The organism is Microbacterium sediminis (assembly GCF_004564075.1).
GTDB classification, from domain to species: domain Bacteria; phylum Actinomycetota; class Actinomycetes; order Actinomycetales; family Microbacteriaceae; genus Microbacterium; species Microbacterium sediminis.
This window is the reverse complement of the sequence record NZ_CP038256.1, coordinates 2,363,987-2,382,802: the sequence shown is the minus strand read 5'-3', so window position 1 is coordinate 2,382,802 and position 18,816 is coordinate 2,363,987. Positions and strand designations below refer to the sequence as shown.

At 72.3% G+C, this 18,816-nt stretch carries 19 protein-coding genes; 13 read left to right on the top strand and 6 right to left on the bottom strand.

All coding sequences use genetic code 11. The features are described from left to right. Window positions 1-284 precede the first annotated feature (284 nt). From E3O41_RS11420 to E3O41_RS11400, 5 genes are read right to left on the bottom strand one after another with little or no spacing between them, the layout of a single operon-like run. Window positions 285-1,745 (bottom strand): SulP family inorganic anion transporter, encoded by a 1,461-nt coding sequence (locus tag E3O41_RS11420; RefSeq protein ID WP_135012424.1) that lies wholly within the window; start codon window positions 1,743-1,745, stop codon window positions 285-287. Between the two features lie 24 nt (window positions 1,746-1,769). Further along, entirely contained in the window at window positions 1,770-2,561 is a 792-nt protein-coding gene (locus E3O41_RS11415; protein ID WP_135012422.1) for a TMEM164 family acyltransferase, read from the bottom strand. A gap of 43 nt (window positions 2,562-2,604) precedes the next feature. Beyond that, window positions 2,605-3,525 (bottom strand): 3-hydroxyacyl-CoA dehydrogenase, encoded by a 921-nt coding sequence (locus E3O41_RS11410; RefSeq protein ID WP_067024681.1) that lies wholly within the window; start codon window positions 3,523-3,525, stop codon window positions 2,605-2,607. Further along, a complete protein-coding gene (locus tag E3O41_RS11405; RefSeq protein WP_067024678.1) occupies window positions 3,522-4,235 on the bottom strand; it encodes an SDR family oxidoreductase in 714 nt (237 codons plus the stop codon). Before E3O41_RS11405 ends, E3O41_RS11410 begins: the two co-directional genes overlap by 4 nt. A 1-nt stretch (window position 4,236) precedes the next feature. Further along, a complete protein-coding gene (locus E3O41_RS11400; RefSeq protein ID WP_067024675.1) occupies window positions 4,237-5,307 on the bottom strand; it encodes a cyclase family protein in 1,071 nt (356 codons plus the stop codon). 136 nt (window positions 5,308-5,443) lie between these two features. Here E3O41_RS11400 and E3O41_RS11395 point away from each other — a divergent pair, with 136 nt between their 5' ends. The 9 genes from E3O41_RS11395 (at window position 5,444) to glmM (ending at window position 12,956) form a co-directional block, all read left to right on the top strand. Continuing rightward, window positions 5,444-6,811 (top strand): short-chain fatty acid transporter, encoded by a 1,368-nt coding sequence (locus tag E3O41_RS11395; protein WP_067024672.1) that lies wholly within the window; start codon window positions 5,444-5,446, stop codon window positions 6,809-6,811. Window positions 6,812-6,908: 97 nt separating this feature from the next. Continuing rightward, window positions 6,909-7,205 (top strand): YciI family protein, encoded by a 297-nt coding sequence (locus E3O41_RS11390; RefSeq protein ID WP_067024669.1) that lies wholly within the window; start codon window positions 6,909-6,911, stop codon window positions 7,203-7,205. Window position 7,206: 1 nt separating this feature from the next. Next, window positions 7,207-8,001 carry an IclR family transcriptional regulator domain-containing protein gene (locus E3O41_RS11385; RefSeq protein WP_135012420.1) on the top strand — a complete coding sequence of 265 codons (795 nt, stop codon included), beginning with the start codon at window positions 7,207-7,209 and terminating at the stop codon, window positions 7,999-8,001. 32 nt (window positions 8,002-8,033) lie between these two features. Further along, window positions 8,034-8,720, top strand: a complete 687-nt coding sequence (gene mtnN / locus E3O41_RS11380; protein WP_240482302.1) for a 5'-methylthioadenosine/S-adenosylhomocysteine nucleosidase — start codon at window positions 8,034-8,036, stop codon at window positions 8,718-8,720. Window positions 8,721-8,815: 95 nt separating this feature from the next. Beyond that, window positions 8,816-9,712 carry a tRNA pseudouridine(38-40) synthase TruA gene (truA, locus tag E3O41_RS11375; RefSeq protein ID WP_067025317.1) on the top strand — a complete coding sequence of 299 codons (897 nt, stop codon included), beginning with the start codon at window positions 8,816-8,818 and terminating at the stop codon, window positions 9,710-9,712. A 66-nt stretch (window positions 9,713-9,778) separates the two neighbouring features. Continuing rightward, complete coding sequence (locus E3O41_RS11370) at window positions 9,779-10,477, top strand: endonuclease/exonuclease/phosphatase family protein (RefSeq protein ID WP_135012418.1); 699 nt, start codon at window positions 9,779-9,781, stop codon at window positions 10,475-10,477. Between the two features lie 157 nt (window positions 10,478-10,634). Beyond that, complete coding sequence (rplM, locus tag E3O41_RS11365) at window positions 10,635-11,081, top strand: 50S ribosomal protein L13 (RefSeq protein WP_067024661.1); 447 nt, start codon at window positions 10,635-10,637, stop codon at window positions 11,079-11,081. Window positions 11,082-11,108: 27 nt separating this feature from the next. Next, complete coding sequence (gene rpsI, locus E3O41_RS11360) at window positions 11,109-11,585, top strand: 30S ribosomal protein S9 (protein WP_083990852.1); 477 nt, start codon at window positions 11,109-11,111, stop codon at window positions 11,583-11,585. Between the two features lie 15 nt (window positions 11,586-11,600). Next, entirely contained in the window at window positions 11,601-12,956 is a 1,356-nt protein-coding gene (glmM, locus tag E3O41_RS11355; RefSeq protein WP_067024658.1) for a phosphoglucosamine mutase, read from the top strand. Window positions 12,957-12,979: 23 nt separating this feature from the next. Here glmM and E3O41_RS11350 read toward each other — a convergent pair whose 3' ends face one another. Next, complete coding sequence (locus E3O41_RS11350) at window positions 12,980-13,915, bottom strand: Ppx/GppA phosphatase family protein (RefSeq protein ID WP_135012416.1); 936 nt, start codon at window positions 13,913-13,915, stop codon at window positions 12,980-12,982. Between the two features lie 76 nt (window positions 13,916-13,991). Here E3O41_RS11350 and coaA point away from each other — a divergent pair, with 76 nt between their 5' ends. The 4 genes from coaA to alr all read left to right on the top strand — a co-directional run bounded on the left by coaA (window position 13,992) and on the right by alr (window position 18,687). Beyond that, entirely contained in the window at window positions 13,992-14,936 is a 945-nt protein-coding gene (coaA, locus tag E3O41_RS11345; RefSeq protein ID WP_067024651.1) for a type I pantothenate kinase, read from the top strand. 368 nt (window positions 14,937-15,304) lie between these two features. After that, on the top strand, window positions 15,305-17,158 hold the full coding sequence (gene glmS, locus E3O41_RS11340; protein WP_067024647.1) for a glutamine--fructose-6-phosphate transaminase (isomerizing): 1,854 nt from the start codon (window positions 15,305-15,307) through the stop codon (window positions 17,156-17,158). Window positions 17,159-17,171: 13 nt separating this feature from the next. Next, a complete protein-coding gene (locus E3O41_RS11335) occupies window positions 17,172-17,597 on the top strand; it encodes a holo-ACP synthase (protein WP_067024644.1) in 426 nt (141 codons plus the stop codon). Further along, complete coding sequence (gene alr / locus E3O41_RS11330; protein WP_067024642.1) at window positions 17,590-18,687, top strand: alanine racemase; 1,098 nt, start codon at window positions 17,590-17,592, stop codon at window positions 18,685-18,687. The genes E3O41_RS11335 and alr overlap by 8 nt, the downstream gene beginning before the upstream one ends. The last annotated feature ends 129 nt before the right edge of the window (window positions 18,688-18,816 follow it).

The following is an 18,816-nucleotide window of genomic DNA, read 5'->3' as shown; positions in this document are numbered from 1 at the left end:
GCGGAATCGCAGATCTGCGCTGTTGTGCCGTGACCACCCGGGCGCGGCGAGCGAGCGGAGGGAGCCGAGAGCGGGGCCTGAGGCCTTGGCCTCGACTCCGCGCCTGCGGCGCTCCGCTCGGCCCGTCTCCGCTCCGGCGCTGCGCGCCTCCGGTCGACGAGCCCGTGCGAGCTTCGGTCGTGATGGCGGGTAGCCGCGCCGGAACCACCCGGGCTCGTCGAGCGACCGGAGGGAGCCGAGACGGCTCGAGCGAGCGAAGCGAGTCGAGAGCCCCGGGAGCCGGGTTACGGCAGATTGCCCGTGAGGCGGGTGTGGAAGTCGCCGCTGGCCTCGTTCATGCCGACGATCTCGACCGCCGTGCCGCGCTGGGCGTACTTGTGCACGATCGCGTCGAGGGCCGCGACGGTCGAGGCATCCCACACGTGCGAGCGCGACATGTCGATGACCACGCGCGAGGGATCGTCGGCGTACGAGAACTGCGTCGTGAGGTCGTTCGACGAGGCGAAGAACAGCTCGCCCACCACGTCGTAGTGCGCGGTCGATCCGTCGTCCGACAGCCGCCGCGTCACCGTGGTGAAATGCGCCACGCGTCGCACGAACAGCACGGCCGCCGTGAGCATGCCGGCGCCCACGCCGATCGCGAGGTTCTCGGTCGCCACCGTGAGCGCCACGGTCACGATCATCACGGTCGTCTCGCTCAGCGGCATGCGCCGCAGCGTCGACGGGCGCACGGAGTGCCAGTCGAAGGCCGCGTACGAGACCATGAGCATCACGGCCACGAGCGCCGCCATCGGGATCGAGGCGACGAAGTCGCCGAAGACGATCACGAGCAGCAGCAGGAACGCCCCGGCGAGGAACGTCGAGATGCGGGTGCGGGCGCCCGAGATCTTCACGTTCATCATCGTCTGGCCCACCACCGCGCACCCGCCCATGCCGCCGAACAGCGACGACAGGATCTGCGCGATGCCCTGGCCGGCCGCCTCGCGGGTCTTGGACGAGCGGGTGTCGGTGATGTCGTCGACGAGCTTGGCCGTCATGAGCGACTCCACGAGCCCCACCACGGCGACGCCGGCGGCGTAGGGGGCGATGATTGCGAACGTCTCGCCCGTCAGCGGCACGGCCGGCAGGAGCGGCACGGGCAGCGCCGAGGGGAGCGCGCCCTGGTCGCCCACCGTCGGCACGTCGATGCCGGCGATGAGCACGACGGCGGTGACCGCGATCACCCCGATCAGCGGGGCCGGCACCGCGGTCGTGAGGCGCGGGAACAGCACGATGACGACGACCCCGAGCGCCACGAGCGGGTAGGTGAGCCAGGGCACGCCGATCAGCTGTGGCAGCTGCGACATGAGCACGATGATCGCCAGGGCATTCACGAAGCCGACCATGACGCTGCGAGGGATGAAGCGCAGCAGCTTGGCCACGCCGAGGGCGCCGAGCGCGATCTGGAACACCCCCGCCAGCATGATCGTGGCGAGCAGGTAGTCGAGCCCGTAGGTCGGCGCCACGTCGGCCACGACGAGAGCGACCGCGCCCGTCGATGCCGAGATCATCGCGGAGCGCCCGCCGACGAACGCGATCGCCACGGCCATCACGAACGACGAGTACAGGCCCACGCGCGGATCGACGCCGGCGATCACGGAGAACGCGATCGCCTCGGGGATCAGCGCGAGGGCGACGACGAGGCCCGCCAGCGCCTCACGCACCAGCAGGCGCGGCGATCGGAGGGCATCGAGAACGGAGGGCACGCTCCATTCTCCCGCGGCGCGCGGCTACGCCGGGACGGCCTCCAGCGGGCGCCGGGAGGCCCGGCGGGCGAGCGCCTCGATGCCGTGGTGGATCGCGCACATGAGCAGCAGCACCGGGGCGAGGATCGGCACGAGCGGCAGCTCGTACAGCACCGGGATGCCGATCAGGTCCCAGAGGACGACGAGGATGCCGGCGCCCATCGGATCGAAGAAGTACATGTAGTTCGCCGCGGGATCGACGAACGCGCGCGCGAAGAGGGTGATCGCCAGCACGCCCAGCGCGACGATCGCGAACCACACGAGCGAGAGCAGGGCGTCGCGGTACCGCGGTCGGTAGTAGCCCAGCGCGGCGTGCACGAACGGCAGCACCACGTTGAGCGCGTGCACGAGGTAGAACAGCGTGTTCTCGTGGAAGACCGGCAGCTCGGTGTACTCGGCCGCCGGCGAGAACAGCACGAGGAACCCGGCGAGCGCCCCCGGGAAGAACAGCAGGGTGTGCAGCGGCCGCACCCAGAACCGCCACCGGCTCGCCGGATCGGGGCGGAACCACATGGCCGGCACGAGCAGGATCGTCACGAGCGTGCAGAAGTGGGACGGCCAGTTCTGGCTGAACACGAAGTCGGGGATCGCCGGGTCGAGGATCCGATCGAACGTGAAGTACGTCGACATCGCCCAGTTCGCCACCGCGACGGCCACGAGCGCGAGGCGGCGCGTGCGGTCGGGCGCGCGCCGGAGCACGGCCCACAGGGCGAGGCCGAAGCCGAGCATCGCGAGGAGGAAGAGCGTCCACGTCGGTGTGAACGGGGTCATCAGCATGAGCCGAGGATAGCGGCGCGCCCCGGCGACGCGGACGGCGGGCTCAGCCGAGCAGGCGCTTGCGCCGCATGAGCTCCCGATCGCGCCACAGCACGCGGTCCTCCCACTCCTCGAGCGGCAGGATCTCGCGGCGCTGGCGGTGCGCCTCGGCCACGAGCTCGGGGGTCCAGGGATCGTGCTGGCCGCGCTCGGCGCCCATGCGCTCGTAGGCGGGCGCCATGCGCGCGGCGTGGGCCTCGAGCCCGCCGCGCACGTTGAGGTCGCTCGTCTCGAACGGCCCCATGAACGACCAGCGCCGCCCGAGGCCCTCGCGCATCACGGCGTCGATGTCGTCGACCGACGCGATGCCGTCGCGCAGCAGGCAGTATGCCTCGCGCAGCACGGCGCCCTGCAGGCGGTTGAACACGAAGCCTTCGATCTCGCGCGTCAGGCGCACGGGCCGCAACCCCACCGCCTCGTACACGGCGGCGGCCCGATCGATTACGCCGGCCGCGGTGCGAGGCCCCGGCACGAGCTCGATGACGGGGATCAGGTACGGCGGGTTGCCCGGGTGGGCGACGATCAGCCGGTCGGCCCACGGCTCCTCGCCCGTGATCGCGCTCGGCACGATCGCCGACGACGAGCTCGCGAGGATCGCGTCGGGATCCGCCGCGGCGGCCTCGGCGAACAGGGCCCGCTTGATCTCGGCCCGCTCGGGCGCGCACTCCTGCGCGATCGCGGCGCCCGCCACCGCCTCGGCCACCGCCGAGGTCAGCACCACGCGTCCGGCCACCGCGTCGAGGTCGTCGTCGAGCAGCCCGTGCGCGGCCAGCTCGGCCAGGCGGGCGCGCAGCTCGCCGGGGATGGCCGTGCGCCGGTCGGGCGACGGCTCGTACACGCGCACGGCGCGGCCGGCGAGCGCGAACTGCAGGGCGAAGGCGACGCCGATCGATCCGCCGCCCAGGACGGCCAGGGGAGCGGTCACAGCGGCGCCACCCCGACGGTCATGCCGCCGCAGACGTACAGCGTCTGGCCGGTGACGAAGCCGCTGCGCTCGTCGAGGAAGAACGCCGCCGCGTGCGCGACGTCCTCCGGCGTGCCGACCCGGCGCACGGGCACGGCGTCGACGATCGCCTGGGTGCGCGGATGCCCCGGCGGGTTCGCCTTCTCGAACAGCTCGGTCGCGATGGGGCCGGGACCGATCGCGTTGGCCGTGATGCCGTCGGCGCCCAGCTCGAGCGCCCACACGCGGGTCAGGCCGATGAGCCCGGCCTTGGTGGCGGCGTAGGCGCTGCGCAGCTCCTTGCCCAGCGCGGCGCGGCTGGCCATGTTCACGATCCGCCCGAACCGGGCCTCGCGCATGCCGGGCAGGAGGGCCTGCGTGCACTGGATCGCACAGCGCAGGTTGAGCGCGAACGCGGCGTCGACCTCGTCGAGCGTCTGCTCCTCGACCGGGTGCGGGAACACCGCGCCGACGTTGTTGACGATCCGGGTGATCGGGCCGCCCGCGAGCGCCTCCTCGAGCGCGCGCGCCGTCGAGGCGGGGTCGGACAGATCGGCCTGGATCGAGGTGCCCACGGGCGCCGCGGCGCGGTCGATCACGACCACGTCGTGCCCGGCCGCGGCGGCCTCGCGGGCGATGGCCAGGCCGATCCCGGCGGCTCCGCCGGTGATGAGGATGCGGGAGGGGGTCATGTCACACCGTCGCAATCGGGGTCACGGGCGACCCGGTTGCGCCGGGCAGCCGCAGGGGTGGGGCGGTCAGCAGCAGCCGGGATCGCCCGGCCCGCCGCAGGTGCCGCGAGAGGGGCGTCAGGTGCCACAGCTCGCCGAGGTGCACGCCCAGGCGGAACAGGCACAGCTCGTGCAGCGGCAGCACGGGGTCGCCGTCGCCCGCGCGCGTGGCGGGGAACGCCTCGACGGCGTAGTTGTCGGCCGCGATCGCCGCGACGCCGCTGTCGCGGATCCAGGCCTGCAGCGCCGGGTCGGCGCCGTCGAGCACGGCACACGAGCCGATGACGTCGGCGGAGGGCGAGCCGCCGGCGGCGAGGATCGCGTCGGCGAAGCCGGTGTGCAGCAGCACGATGTCGCCCGGCTCGACGGTGATGCCGTCGGCGTCGAGGATGCGGCGCAGGGCGTCGCCGCCGACGACCGTGCGGTCGCGCCCGAGGTGCGCCTCGAGATCGACGAGCACCGCGCGGCCCTGGATGCCGTGCGCGGCGGCGTGCGAGATGTCGACGGGGCCGGCGTGCGAGGTCGACGCCGAGCCGTCGGCGGCGCCGTCCACGCGGCCGAGCGAGCCCAGGCCGGCGTCGGCGGGCGAGGCGGGGCCCGTCACGTCGGCGCCCGCACGCCAGCCGTTGTAGTAGACCGGCTCGGCGACGCCGTCGCCGTCGGCGTCGAAGAAGGCGCCCTCGTGACCGAACGCGTCCCACTGCGTGGAGTACTGCGTGTGCAGCACCACGAGGTCGTCGCACATGAGGTCGGAGGCGCCGGGGTAGGCCACCGACATCGGCACGTTGAAGTTCGCGTGACCGGCGCGCAGGTTCGGGCGCACGATCGGCGGGAAGCGGTTGGGGTTCATCGCCGTGCCGCCGGGCAGATCCAGGGGCAGCGAGAGCGAGAACGTCACGCCGTCGCGCACCTCGGCCACGCCCTTGCGCACCTGCTCGGGGCCGATGAGGTTGAGGCGGCCGAGGGTGTCGTCGGGCCCGAAATCGCCCCAGGTCGACCCCTCGGGTCGCCTGGTCCACCGCGTCGTCGCCATGCGCGCCTCCTCGTCTCGGGCCGATTCCGCAATCGGCCCGGCGGTGGGCTACGCTACCCCACTGTGCGCATAAAGCGCATGCGTGCGCAAAGCGCACGTGCAGGCGTCCAAAGCCGGACGATTCAGGAGGTCGACGATGACGAAGGTGACCGGGTTCTTCACCCAGCTGATGCGGAAGTATCTTCCCGATCCGTTCGTGTTCGCGATCCTGCTGACGCTGCTGACGGCGCTGCTCGCGATCGTCATCGAGCGCAGCAACCCGATCGACATCGTCGCCTCGTGGGGCGACGGCTTCTGGAACCTGCTGGCGTTCACCACGCAGATGGCCGTGATCCTGGCGATGGGCTACGTCCTGGCCGTCGCGCCGGTCACCGACCGCCTGCTGGACCGCCTCGCCGACAAGGTGCGCACGCCGCGCGGCGCCGTCATCGTCGCCACCCTCGTGGGCGCGATCGGCTCGTACCTGAACTGGGGCTTCGGCCTCGTCGTCGGCGGCATCATCGCCAAGAAGCTCGCCTACCGCGTGCGCGGCGTGCACTACCCGACGATCATCGCCTCGGCCTACTCGGGCTTCACTCTCTACGGCCTGGGCCTGTCGGCGACGATCCCGCTGACCATCTCGACCGCGGGCCACGCGCTCGAGGGCAGCATGGGCCTCATCCCCGTCGCGCAGACGCTGTTCCACCCGATCATGCTCGTCACCGCGGTGGTGGTGCTCATCACGCTGCCGCTGCTGAACGCCTGGCTGCACCCCAAGCCGGGCGCCGACATCGTCGAGATCGACCGCGACCGGTTCCGCGGCGAGATGGAGCAGCCCCGCATCTCGCACCGCGACGAGATCGCCCGGCTGCGCGAGGCCGACGGCGGCACGCTCACGTTCGCGAACCGCCTCAACCACTCGCGCGTGATCGCCTACGTGATCGGTGCGCTCGGCATCGGCTGGTCGGTCCAGCACCTGCTCACCGGCGGCGCCGCCGACCTGAACTTCATCAACTTCCTGATCCTGTTCCTCGGCATCATCCTCGTCGGCACCCCGCAGCGCTACGTCGAGAAGCTGGCGGGCGGCATCGGCACCGTCTCGGGCATCATCCTGCAGTTCCCCTTCTACGCCGGCATCATGGCGATCATGGAGGGCTCGGGTCTCGTCGAGACCATCGCCGCGTGGTTCGCGAGCTTCTCGACGGCCGAGACCCTGCCGTTCTGGGGCTACGTGGCGAGCTTCGTGATCAACTTCTTCGCCCCCTCGGGCGGCGGGCACTGGGTGCTGCAGGGCCCGTTCATGATCGACGCGGCGAACCAGCTCGGCTCGAACATGGCCGCCACGGCCGTCAGCGTGCAGCTGGGCAACGCGTGGAACGACCTCGTGCAGCCGTTCTGGATCCTCCCCGCGCTGGCGATCTCGAAGCTGAAGCTGAAGGACATCATGGGCCACACCGTGGTCTGCATGTTCTGGATCGGCCTGGTCTACGGCGCCGCGATGCTGCTGTGGGGCTTCATCGGCTGACATCGGCCGTGCTCCCGCTCGGGGCCGGCGCCACGCGGTACGCGGGCGCCGGCCCCGAGCGGCAGGATGGACCTGGCCCCGCGACAGAAGGAACGAGATGCCCTACCTCATCGAGACGTTCGACAAGCCCGATCACGTCGCGCTGCGCACCAAGCTGCGCCCGGCGCACCTGGACTACCTCGCCACGGTGGCGCCGAAGCTGATCGCGTGCGGCGCCAAGCTGTCCGACGACGGCGAGACCGCCGACGGCGGCATCTACCTCGTCGACGTCGACACCCGCGAGGAGGCCGAGGCCCTCATCGCCGCCGACCCGTTCGCCCGCGGCGGGCTGTTCGACCGCGTGCACGTGCAGCGGTGGCGCAAGGCCTACGTCGACGGCCGGAGCTTTCTCTGACATGCCCGACGCCGACGGCTCCCGATCCTTCGTCCAGTCGCTCGCGCGCGGGCTGGCGGTGCTGCGCGCGTTCGACGCCGACCACCCCGAGCTGACGCTGCCGGAGATCGCCCAGCGCGCCGACGTCTCGCGCGCGGCGGCGCGGCGCTTCGCGTTGACCCTGGCCGAGCTCGGCTACATGGCCAGCGACGACGGGCGCGTGTTCCGGCTCACCCCCGCGGTGCTCCAGCTCGGCTACGCGTTCCTCGCCTCGCAGCCCGAGGCCAAGCTGCTGCAGGCCCGCGTCGCGGAGCTCGCGCGCGAGGTCGGCGAGCACACCGCCGCGTGCGTGCTCGACGGCGACGACGTGCGCTACGTGGCCAGCGTCCGCTCCGACCGGCTCGTCTCGCTCGAGCTGCAGGTGGGATCGCGCCTGCCGGCCTACGTCACGGCGATGGGGCGCGTGCTGCTGGGCGAGCTGCCCGACGCCGAGCTCGACGCCTACCTGCGCCGGGCGCGCCTGGAGCGCCTCACCGAGGTGACCACGACCGATCCGGATCTCGTGCGCGAGGCCGTGCGCCGCGCCCGCGCCGACGGCTACGCGGTGATCGTGCAGGAGCTCGACCCGGGGCTCAAGGCGCTCGCGATGCCGGCGCGGCGGCCGGACGGCAGCGTGGCCGCGGCACTGAACATCTCGATGCGCACGGGGATCGGCCGATCGCGCGAGCAGGAGCGCGACGAGCTGCTGACGTTCCTGCCGGCGCTGCGCGCGTGTGCGGCGGCCGTCGAGGCCGACCTGGCGGCCGCCGGGCGCTGATCCGCCCCGGCGCGGTCGCCTACGCTCGTGGTGTGACAGCGTTCGTGATCCAGGTCGCCATGCCCGAGGAGGCGCAGCCGTTCCTGGCCGCCGCGAGCGAGGCCAGCGAGCCGCTGCGCATCGGCCGCGCCGAGCATCGCGGCATCGTGATCGACGGCCGCACGGTCGTGCTCGTGGTCTCGGGAATCGGCATGGTGAACGCCGCCGACGCCGCGGCCGGCGCGATCCACCGCTACGGCCCCGACGTCGCGATCATCAGCGCCGGCACCGCGGGCGGGCTCGCGGCCGAGGTCGCGGTGGGCGACGTGATCGTGGGCGAGGCCGCCGTGAACGTCGAGGCCGACGCGCGCGCGTTCGGCTACGTGCTCGGGCAGACGCCCGGCATGCCCGCGAGCTACCCCGCCGACGAGCGGCTGCGCGCGGCGCTCGCCGCGGGCGCCGAGGGGGTCTCGGTGCGAGTCGGCTCCGCCGGCGCGGGCGACAAGTTCGTCACGGTCGACCTCGCGCACCGGCTGCGCGAGCTGTTCCCCGCGCTGCTGTCGATCGACATGGAGACCGCCGCGGTCGCGCAGACCGCCGGGAACCACGGCGCCCGCTTCGCCGTCGCCCGCGGGGTGAGCGATCTGTGCGCCCCCGACGCCAGCCAGTTCGAGACGCACGTCGACGACGCCGCGGAGCGCTCCGCCCGCGTGGTCATCGCCGCGCTGGGGCGCCTGTGACCGCCGACGCGGCCGGGGCCTCGCCTGACGAGGCGATCCCGGCGGAGACCCCAGCTGCCGAGTCGATCCCGGCCGGCGAGGAGGAATCGGCCGCGATCGATCCTCGCGACGCGGGATCCCCTCGCGAACCGGCGAAGCCCGCCCACCGGATCCGCCTCGACCTCGCCTACGACGGGTCGGGGTTTAAGGGCTGGGCGCGCCAGCCGCGGCTGCGCACCGTGCAGGGCACGCTCGAGGCGGCGCTCAGCCGGATCGCCGGATCGCCCGTGCTGCTCGTCGTGGCCGGGCGGACCGACGCGGGCGTGCACGCCACGGGTCAGGTGGCGCACGCCGACCTCACCGAGGAGCAGTGGGCGCGCATGACCCACCGCCGCCGCAACGAGCCGCGCCCCGCCGATCCCGCCGCCGCGATCGCCCGCCGCGCGACCGGCGTGCTCGGCCCGTACTCGGATGTCGCGATTCACCGCGTCAGCACCGCCCCTGCGGGCTTCGACGCGCGCTTCTCGGCGGCGTGGCGCCGCTACGAGTACCGGATCGCCGACGACCGGTCCGGCTACGACCCGCTGCAGCGCCACCGCACCACCCGCGTGCGCGCCGACCTCGACGTCGGCGCGATGGACGAGGCGGCCCGCAGCCTGATCGGCCTGCACGACTTCGCCGCCTACTGCAAGCCGCGGCCCGAGGCCACCACGATCCGCACCCTGCTGGAGTTCGACTGGCGGCGCGACGAGCGCGGCGTGCTCGTGGCCAACGTCAAGGCCGACGCGTTCTGCCACAGCATGGTGCGCGCGCTCGTGGGCGCGTGCGTGGCGGTGGGGGAGGGCAAGCTGCGGCCGGCCGATCTCGAGGTGCTGCGCGATGCCCGCGAGCGCACGAGCGCGTTCAAGGTGCTCGAGGCGCGCGGGCTCACGCTCACCGCCGTCGGCTACCCCGCCGACGACCAGCTCGCGGCCCGCGCCGAGCGCACCCGCAACCGCCGCGACCTCGAATAGGGATTCGGAGCGAGCCCGGAGTCAACCCGTACCGGGCGCCAAGGCGCCGGGCGTAGCGTGGGCCGCATGAAGGTGCTCTCGTACAACCTGCGCAAGCACCGGGCGGCGACCGAGCTCGAGGAGCTCGAGGACCGCTACGAGCCCGATGTGATGTGCCTGCAGGAGGCGGACGTGTCGGCCCTGCCCGATCGGGTCGACGACATGCGCCTCGCCGCGGCGACCGACCGCAACCGGCTGGGGCTGGCGGTGTACTACCGCGAGAACACGTTCCGGCTCAAGGAGAGCGTGTCGCTGGGCCTGAAGAAGTCGCTGCACGACATCGTGCTCAAGCCCGCGCACGAGCGCGTGCTGGGGGTGCAGCTGCACGACATCGACGCCGGCCGAGAGGTGACGATCGCCTCGTTCCACGCCGCGCCCCTCACCGCGCTGAACTCCCTCCGTCGCAGCCAGATCAAGTCGGCGCTCGAGGCGCTCGAGGTGCTCGGCCCCGGCACGCCCACGCTCATGGTGGGCGACTACAACTACCCGGTGTTCAAGGAGAGCCTGGGGGAGCGGATCCGCCGCCGCGGCTACGACCTCACCCTCAGCGACTCGCGCACCTACATGCGCTACCGCTTCTTCCGCGGCCACTACGACTTCGTCACCTCGAAGGGGCTCTCGATCGGCGAGGTCGTCACGCTGCCCCAGGGCTCGAGCGACCATCTGCCGATCCTCGTGACCGCCGGATACCGCACGACGCCGACGGAGTCGATCCGCACGGTGTGACCGGGCGTGTCGCGCCGTGCTAGGATTGCTCTTTGGTGTCCACTGCGGGCACCGCGAACGTGAGCCCTCCACCGGCACGTTGGCCCGAGATCGTCGGGAGAACGGCCCCGGAGTGGGATTCACGAACGTCTCCGTTCGAAAAGAAAGCAGCACTACTGTGACGCGCACTTACACCCCGAAGGCCGGTGAGGCCCAGCGCGAGTGGCTCGTGATCGACGCCACCGACGTGGTCCTCGGCCGCCTGGCCTCGCACGCCGCCGCTCTCCTGCGTGGCAAGCACAAGGCGACCTTCGCCCCCCACATGGACATGGGCGACTTCGTGATCGTCGTGAACGCCGACAAGGTCGCGCTCACCGGTCAGAAGCTGCAGAAGAAGATGGCCTACCGTCACTCGGGCTACCCGGGCGGCCTGAAGTCGGTCTCCTACGCGGAGCTCCTGGAGAAGAACCCCGTCCGCGCCGTCGAGAAGGCGATCCGCGGCATGCTGCCCAAGAACTCCCTTGGTCGTCAGCAGCTCTCGAAGCTGAAGGTGTACGCCGGTGCCGAGCACCCGCACGCCGCGCAGCAGCCCAAGACGTACACCCTCGACCAGGTCGCGCAGTAAGCGCCGATCCGCAGCTAAGGATTCATCGTGGCGAACGACACCACCGACTTCCCGCAGAACTACTCGACCGAGACGCCCGCTGAGGCCGCGGTCGAGACCGTCCGTCCCGTCGTGAGCGTCCCCGGCGCCGCCGTGGGTCGCCGCAAGGAGGCCATCGCCCGCGTGCGCCTGGTCCCGGGCTCCGGCACCATCACGGTCAACGGCCGCACGTTCGAGGACTACTTCCCGAACAAGCTGCACCAGCAGCTCATCACCGACCCGTTCACGGTCCTCAACCTGACCGGTGCGTACGACGTGATCGCGCGCATCTCGGGTGGCGGCCCCTCGGGCCAGGCCGGCGCCCTGCGCCTCGCCATCGCCCGTGCGCTGAACGAGATCGACCGCGAGAACAACCGTCCGACCCTGAAGAAGGCCGGCTTCCTCACGCGTGACGCCCGCGTCATCGAGCGCAAGAAGGCCGGTCTCAAGAAGGCCCGCAAGGCCTCGCAGTTCTCGAAGCGTTAATCGGAGCCTCCTCCGATGCCGCTTTTCGGCACGGACGGCGTGCGAGGGCTTGCCAACGGCACCCTCACCGCCGACCTTGCTCTGTCCCTGGCCCAGGCGACCGCCGTCGTCCTGGGCCAGGGCCGTTCCGCCGAGCAGCGACGCGCCCAGGGCCGTCGCGCTCGCGCCGTCATCGCCCGGGATCCCCGCATCTCGGGTGAGTTCCTCGCCGCCGCCGTCTCGGCCGGCCTGGCCTCGTCGGGCGTCGACGTCTACGACGCCGGCGTCATCCCCACGCCGGCCCTGGCGTTCCTCATCGGCGACTTCGAGGCCGACTTCGGGATCATGATCTCGGCCTCGCACAACCCGGCTCCCGACAACGGGATCAAGGTGTTCGCGCGCGGCGGGGTCAAGCTGCCCGACGTGGTCGAGCGCCGCATCGAGGCCAACCTCGGCGGCCCCGACCTGCTGCCCACCGGCGCCGACGTCGGCCGCATCCGCCGCTTCAGCGACGCCGAGGACCGCTACCTGATCCACCTGCTCGCGTCGCTGCCCAACCGCCTCGACGGCATCCACGTGGTGCTCGACTGCGCCCACGGCGCGGCGTCCGGCGTCTCGCCCGACGCGTTCCGCGACGCCGGCGCGCGCGTGACGGTGATCGGCGCCGATCCCGACGGCATCAACATCAACGACGGCGTCGGATCCACGCACCTCGACCACCTCGCCGAGGCGGTCGTGCGGCTGGGCGCCGACGTGGGCATCGCGCACGACGGCGACGCCGATCGCTGCCTCGCCGTGGACGCGAACGGACGCGTCGTCGACGGCGACCAGATCATGGCGATCCTCGCCGCCTCGATGCACGAGCGCGGCCACCTCGCGAACGACACCCTCGTCGCCACCGTGATGAGCAACCTCGGCCTGCACCGGGCCATGCGCGAGCGCGGCATCGACGTGGTGCAGACCGCGGTCGGCGACCGCTACGTGCTCGAGGCGATGACCGAGGGCGGCCATTCCCTCGGCGGCGAGCAGTCCGGGCACGTCATCATGAGCGAGTTCGCCACGACCGGCGACGGCGTGCTGACAGGCCTGCACCTCGTGGCCGAGATGGCGCGCACCGGCAAGTCGCTGGCCGAGCTCGCCTCGATCATGACGGTCTACCCGCAGGTGCTCGTGAACGTGAAGGACGTCGATCGCGAGCGCGTCTCCGACCCCGTCGTGCAGGACGCCGTGGCGGCCGTCACGGCGGAGCTCGGCGAGACCGGGCGCGTGCTGCTGCGCGCGTCGGGCACGGAGCAGCTCGTCCGCGTGATGGTGGAGGCCGCCGACGAGGCGACCGCGCACCGCCACGCCGACGCCCTCGCCGAGGTCGTCCGGGAGCGTCTCGCGCTGTAAGGGCAACCCGATCGGTCGACGCGTCAGCCGCGGATCTCGAGCTCCTCGATGCGCCGCAGCATGACGCCCTCGCGCAGCGCCCACGGGCTGACCTCGAGTTCCTCGACGCCGAGTGAGGCCATCGCCTCGTGCAGCACCACGGCCCCGGCCGTGATCTGGAACGTGCGGTCGGCCGTGATGCCCGGCAGCTCCTGACGCGCGGTCGCCGGGATGCGGGCGAGCACCGGGATCCACGACGCCAACGACTCGCGCGGCAGCATCCACCGCTCCATCTCCGACCAGCCCGGGCGGCGGTGCCCCGCCAGCCGGGCGAGCGAACGGATCGTCTTCGACGAGCCGACCACGTGATCCGGACGCGGCAGCTTCGCGAACCGCTTCGCCACGGGCCGCAGCACCTCGGCGGCGTGCTCGCGCAGGCGCTCGAGCGCCCGTTCTCCCGGCGGATCCTTCGGCAGGAAGCCGATCGTCATCCGTCCGGCGCCCAACGGCACCGACTCCGCGGCCTGCGGCAGCTCCTCGCTGCCGCCGGCGATCTCGAGCGAGCCGCCACCGATGTCGAACAGCAGGATCCGCCCGGCCGACCACCCGAACCAGCGGCGCACGGCCAGGAACGTCAGCCGCGCCTCGTCCGCGCCGCCGAGCACCTGCAGGGGCTGACCGATCACATCCTCGATGCGGGCGATCACCTCGGGGCCGTTGCGGGCCTCCCGCACCGCGGAGGTGGCCGTGGCGACGAGCTCGGCCACACCCTCCTGCGCCGCGACGCGCTTGGCCTTGCGCACGGCCCGCAGGATCGCCGTCACGCCGGCGTCGGTGATCGCGCCGCGGTCGTCGAGGTAGCGCATGAGGCGCAGCACGCTCTTCTCGCTCGTGGTGGCGAGGGGGCGCCCGCCGGGACGGGCGTCGGCCACGAGCAGATGCACGGTGTTCGATCCGATGTCGAGGACGCCCAGACGCATACGGCAACGGTATCCGCAGAGACCGGGGTGCACCGCCCGTGCGGCCGGCGCCGGCCGCGCGGCTACGATGTTGCGGATGAGCGCCGCAGACGGATCCCTCCCGCACTCCCGGTACCGGGAGATCGCGCGCGCCGATTGGGCGCGGCTCGCGGCCGGCATGGATCAGCCGCTCACCGAGCAGGAGATCGTGCAGATCCGCGGCATCGGCGACCGCCTCGACATCACCGAGGTCCGCGACGTGTACCTGCCGCTGAGCCGCCTGCTCAGCATCTGGGCCAAGGCGCACCGCGCGATCGGCAGCGACGTGAGCGGCTTCCTCCGCGAGGACGACACCACCACGCCCTTCGTCGTGGGCGTGGCCGGATCGGTCGCCGTGGGCAAGTCGACGATCGCGCGCCTGCTGCGCGAGCTCATGAGCCGCTGGTCGGCCACGCCGCGCGTGGAGCTGATCACGACCGACGGCTTCCTCTATCCCAACGCCGAGCTCGAGCGCCGGGGCCTGATGGCGCGCAAGGGCTTCCCCGAGTCGTACGACCGGCGGGCGCTCGTGGAGTTCCTCACGAAGGTCAAGAGCGGCGAGGAGGTCGTGCACGCGCCGTTCTACTCGCACGTGCGCTACGACATCGTTCCCGACGCGCAGGTGACGGTGCGCCGGCCCGATGTCGTGATCGTCGAGGGGCTCAACGTGCTGCAGCCGCCGCCGTCGCCCAACGAGGTGGCGGTGAGCGACTTCTTCGACTTCTCCATCTACGTCGATGCCGAGACCGAGCACATCACCAACTGGTACGTGAACCGCTTCCTCGCCCTGCGCGAGGGCGCGTTCTCGAACCCGGCGTCGTACTTCAACGTCTTCGCGAACCTCAGCGACGAGGAGGCCGTGCAGACCGCGCTCGGCTACTGGAACGACATCAACATGCCGAACCTCATCGAGAACGTGTTGCCCACCAAGCACCGCGCCACCCTCGTGCTGCGCAAGGGCGCCGACCACGGCGTCGAGTCGGTGCTCCTGCGGAAGGTTTAAGGCCTCAAGGTCTCGACTCCGCCGCTTCGCGGCTCCGCTCGACCCGTCTCCGCTCCGCGGCTGCGCCGCTCCGGTCGACGAGCCGTGGTGATTGCGGCGCATCACGAGTGTGACCCCGCGGGCTCGTCGACCGAGCGCAGCGAGCGGAGACGGCTCGAGCGAGCGCAGCGAGTCGAGAGCTCGGGACCTCGAGCCGTGGTGCTTGCGGCGCATCGCGAGTGTGACCCCGCGGGCTCGTCGACCGAGCGAAGCGAGCGGAGACGGCTCGAGCGGAGCGCAGCGGAGTCGAGAGCGCGAGCCGCAACCCACCGCGCGCCGCAACCGCGCCCCGCGCCGGCTCCCAGGCGCGCGAACCTAGAATCGTTCGCATGTGTGGAATCGTCGGCTATGTCGGTCCTCGCGAGAGCCAGGACATCCTCCTCGCGGGCCTCGCCCGTCTCGAGTACCGCGGGTATGACTCCGCGGGGATCGCGGTGATCGACGCCGACGGCGAGCTGCACGCCGCGAAGAAGGCCGGCAAGCTCGCCCGCCTGCGCGAGCAGCTCGATCTGGCGCCCATCCCCGCGGGCACCACGGGCATCGGCCACACCCGCTGGGCCACCCACGGCGGCCCGACCGACGAGAACGCGCACCCGCACCTCGCCGACGACGACCGCCTGGCCGTGATCCACAACGGCATCATCGAGAACTTCGCCGAGCTGCGCGCCGAGCTCACCGCCCAGGGCTACACCTTCCGCAGCCAGACCGACACCGAGGTGGCGGCCGTGCTGCTCGGGCGCGAGTACCGCGCGCACGACGGCGACCTCGTCGCGGCGTTCCGGTCCGTGGCCTCGCGGCTGCAGGGCGCGTTCACGCTGCTGGCCATGCACAAGGACCTGCCCGGCCTCGTCGTCGGCGCCCGCCGCAACTCGCCGCTGGTGATCGGCCTCGGCGAGGGCGAGAACTTCCTCGGCTCCGACGTCGCCGCCTTCGTGGAGCACACCCGTCGCGCGCTCGCCATCGGCCAGGACCAGATCGTCGCGATCACCCCCGACGCCGTCACCGTCACCGACTTCGACGGCAACGAGGTCGAGGCCTCGCCGTTCGAGGTGATGTGGGACGCCTCCGCCGCCGAGAAGGGCGGCTGGTCGAGCTTCATGGCCAAGGAGGTCGCCGAGGAGCCCGAGGCCGTCGCCAACACGATCCTCGGCCGCGTCAAGGACGGCCAGGTCGTCATCCCCGAGCTCGACGGCATGGACGAGCTGTTCGCGGGCGTGCAGCGCATCATCATCGTCGCCTGCGGCACGGCCTCGTACGCCGGCCAGGTCGGCAAGTACGCGATCGAGCAGTGGGCCCGGATCCCCGTGGACGTCGAGCTGGCGCACGAGTTCCGCTACCGCGACCCGATCGTCGGCCCCGAGACGCTCGTCGTCTCGATCAGCCAGTCGGGCGAGACCATGGACACGCTCATGGCCGTCAAGGAGGCCGCCCGCCTCGGCGCCAAGACGCTGTCGATCTGCAACACCCAGGGTGCGACGATCCCGCGCGAATCCGACGCGATCGTCTACACGCACGCCGGTCCGGAGGTCGCCGTCGCGTCGACCAAGGCCTTCGTCGCCCAGATCACCGCGCTGTACCTGCTGGCGCTGCACGTGGGCCGCATTCGGGGCACCGTCTCGCCGGCCGAGGCGGCGCGCAGCATCCACGAGCTCGAGGCCCTGCCCGAGAAGATCCGCTGGATCCTCGAGAACGAGCAGGAGCACATTGAGCAGCTCGCGCACTGGATGGCCGACACCCGCTCGGTGCTGTTCCTCGGCCGCCACGTGGGCTTCCCGATCGCGCTCGAGGGCGCGCTCAAGCTCAAGGAGCTGTCGTACATCCACGCCGAGGGCTTCGCCGCCGGCGAGCTCAAGCACGGCCCGATCGCCCTCATCGAGCCCGGCCAGCCGGTCTTCGTCATGGTGCCCTCGCCCCGCGGCGCCGCGACGCTGCACGCCAAGGTCGTCTCGAACATCGAGGAGATCCGCGCCCGCGGCGCCCGCGTGATCGCGATCGCCGAGGAGGGCGACGTGGCCGTGCTGCCTTTCGCTGACGAGGTGCTGCGCATCCCGCTGGCCGGCCCGATCTTCGAGCCGATCCTCGCGGTCGTGCCGCTGCACATCTTCGCCATGGGCCTGGCCAACGCCAAGGGCCTCGACGTGGATCAGCCCCGCAACCTCGCGAAGTCCGTCACGGTCGAGTGAGCGGGGCCCGCGCGTGATCATCGGGATCGGCGTGGACGTGGTCGACATCGATCGCTTCCAGAAGCAGATCGAGGGGTCGCCGCGCCTGGCCGAGCGGCTGTTCAGCGCGCACGAGCGCGAGCTGCCGCTGCGCTCGCTCGCCGCCCGCTACGCCGCCAAGGAGGCGCTGATCAAGGCGCTGGGCGGATCCGACGGCGTCAGCTGGCAGGAGATCGAGGTGCCGCGTCTGGGCGAGCGCCGCGCGCCCGCCTACGTGCTCACGGGCGCCACGGCAGCCACCCTCGCCGCGCGCGGCATCACGCGCACGCACCTGTCGCTGTCGCACGACGGCGGCCTCGCCGTGGCGTACGCGGTGCTCGAGGGCGACGACGCATCGACGCGGGAAGCCGGTGGCGAGCGGCTCCCTGCATCGGAACCGACGGAGTCCGCCGATGAGTGAGCTGCGCGAGGCGGTGATCGACGCCGGCGCGATCGAGCGCAACACCCGCGAGCTGCGGCGGCTGGCGCACACGCGCGAGTTCATCGCGGTGGTCAAGGCCGACGGCTACGGGCACGGGGCGGTCACGGCCGCCCGCGCGGCGCTCGCGGGCGGGGCGACGCGGCTCGGCGTCGCCGACCTGGCCGAGGCGCACGAGCTGCGCGGCGCGGGGATCGACGCGCCGGTCATCGCCTGGCTGCACGGGCCCGACGCGGACTTCGCGCGCGCGGCGGCGGCCGGCGTGGAGCTCGGCGTCTCGAGCGTCGCGCAGCTGCAGCGGGTCGCGGCCGCGGGGCGCGAGGTCGGCGTGCACCTCAAGCTCGAGACCGGGCTGGGGCGCAACGGCGCCGCGCCGGACGAGTGGGAGGCGCTGTTCGACCTCGCCGCCGACCTCCAGGCGCGCGGCGCGATCCGCGTGGAGGGCCTGTTCAGCCACCTCAGCGGCACCTCGCCCGACGACGACCGCGCGCAGGTGCGGGTGTTCGAGCACGGCATCGCCCGCGCCGCCGCGCGCGGCGTGCGCCCGGTGATCCGCCATCTCGCCGCGACCGCCGCGGCGATCACGCTGCCCGAGACCCGCTTCGACGCCGTCCGCGTGGGGATCGGGCTCTACGGGCTCTCGCCCCTGCACGACCTCACCTCCGCCGGCCTGCGGCTGACCCCGGCGATGACGCTGCGCACGCGGGTCGCCGCCGTGCGGCGCGTCGCCGCCGGCCACGGCGCCTCGTACGGCTACCTGCACCGCGCGGAGCGCGAGACCACGTTCGCGCTCGTGCCCCTGGGCTACGCCGACGGCATCCCGCGGCAGGCGTCGGGGCGCGGGCCGGTGACGATCGGAGGCCGACGCTTCACGGTGGCCGGACGGATCGCGATGGACCAGTTCGTCGTCGACGTGGGCGACGCGCCCGTCGCGGTGGGCGACGAGGTGGTGCTGTTCGGCGATCCCGCGACCGGGGCACCCGCCGTGGAGGAGTGGGCGGCCGCCGCCGACACGATCAACTACGAGATCGTCACGCGCATCGGCAACCGCGTCGTGCGGACGGAGGTGTAGGGGTGGTTTCGACTCGCTTCGCTCGCTCAACCCGTCTCCGCTCGCTTCGCTCCGTCGACGAGCCGCGGGGTCTCGGGCTCGTCGACCGGAGCGGCGAAGCCGCGGAGCGGAGACGGGTCGAACGGAGTG

Coding starts and splice junctions, on each gene's coding strand:
- alr (WP_067024642.1), top strand. CDS start 17,590: ATGAGTGAGCTGCGCGAGGCGGTGATCGACGCCGGCGCGATCGAGCGC.
- E3O41_RS11370 (WP_135012418.1), top strand. CDS start 9,779: ATGAAGGTGCTCTCGTACAACCTGCGCAAGCACCGGGCGGCGACCGAG.
- E3O41_RS11385 (WP_135012420.1), top strand. CDS start 7,207: ATGCCCGACGCCGACGGCTCCCGATCCTTCGTCCAGTCGCTCGCGCGC.
- E3O41_RS11395 (WP_067024672.1), top strand. CDS start 5,444: ATGACGAAGGTGACCGGGTTCTTCACCCAGCTGATGCGGAAGTATCTT.
- E3O41_RS11405 (WP_067024678.1), bottom strand. CDS start 4,235: ATGACCCCCTCCCGCATCCTCATCACCGGCGGAGCCGCCGGGATCGGC.
- glmS (WP_067024647.1), top strand. CDS start 15,305: ATGTGTGGAATCGTCGGCTATGTCGGTCCTCGCGAGAGCCAGGACATC.
- coaA (WP_067024651.1), top strand. CDS start 13,992: ATGAGCGCCGCAGACGGATCCCTCCCGCACTCCCGGTACCGGGAGATC.
- E3O41_RS11400 (WP_067024675.1), bottom strand. CDS start 5,307: ATGGCGACGACGCGGTGGACCAGGCGACCCGAGGGGTCGACCTGGGGC.
- E3O41_RS11390 (WP_067024669.1), top strand. CDS start 6,909: ATGCCCTACCTCATCGAGACGTTCGACAAGCCCGATCACGTCGCGCTG.
- E3O41_RS11415 (WP_135012422.1), bottom strand. CDS start 2,561: ATGCTGATGACCCCGTTCACACCGACGTGGACGCTCTTCCTCCTCGCG.
- glmM (WP_067024658.1), top strand. CDS start 11,601: ATGCCGCTTTTCGGCACGGACGGCGTGCGAGGGCTTGCCAACGGCACC.
- E3O41_RS11350 (WP_135012416.1), bottom strand. CDS start 13,915: ATGCGTCTGGGCGTCCTCGACATCGGATCGAACACCGTGCATCTGCTC.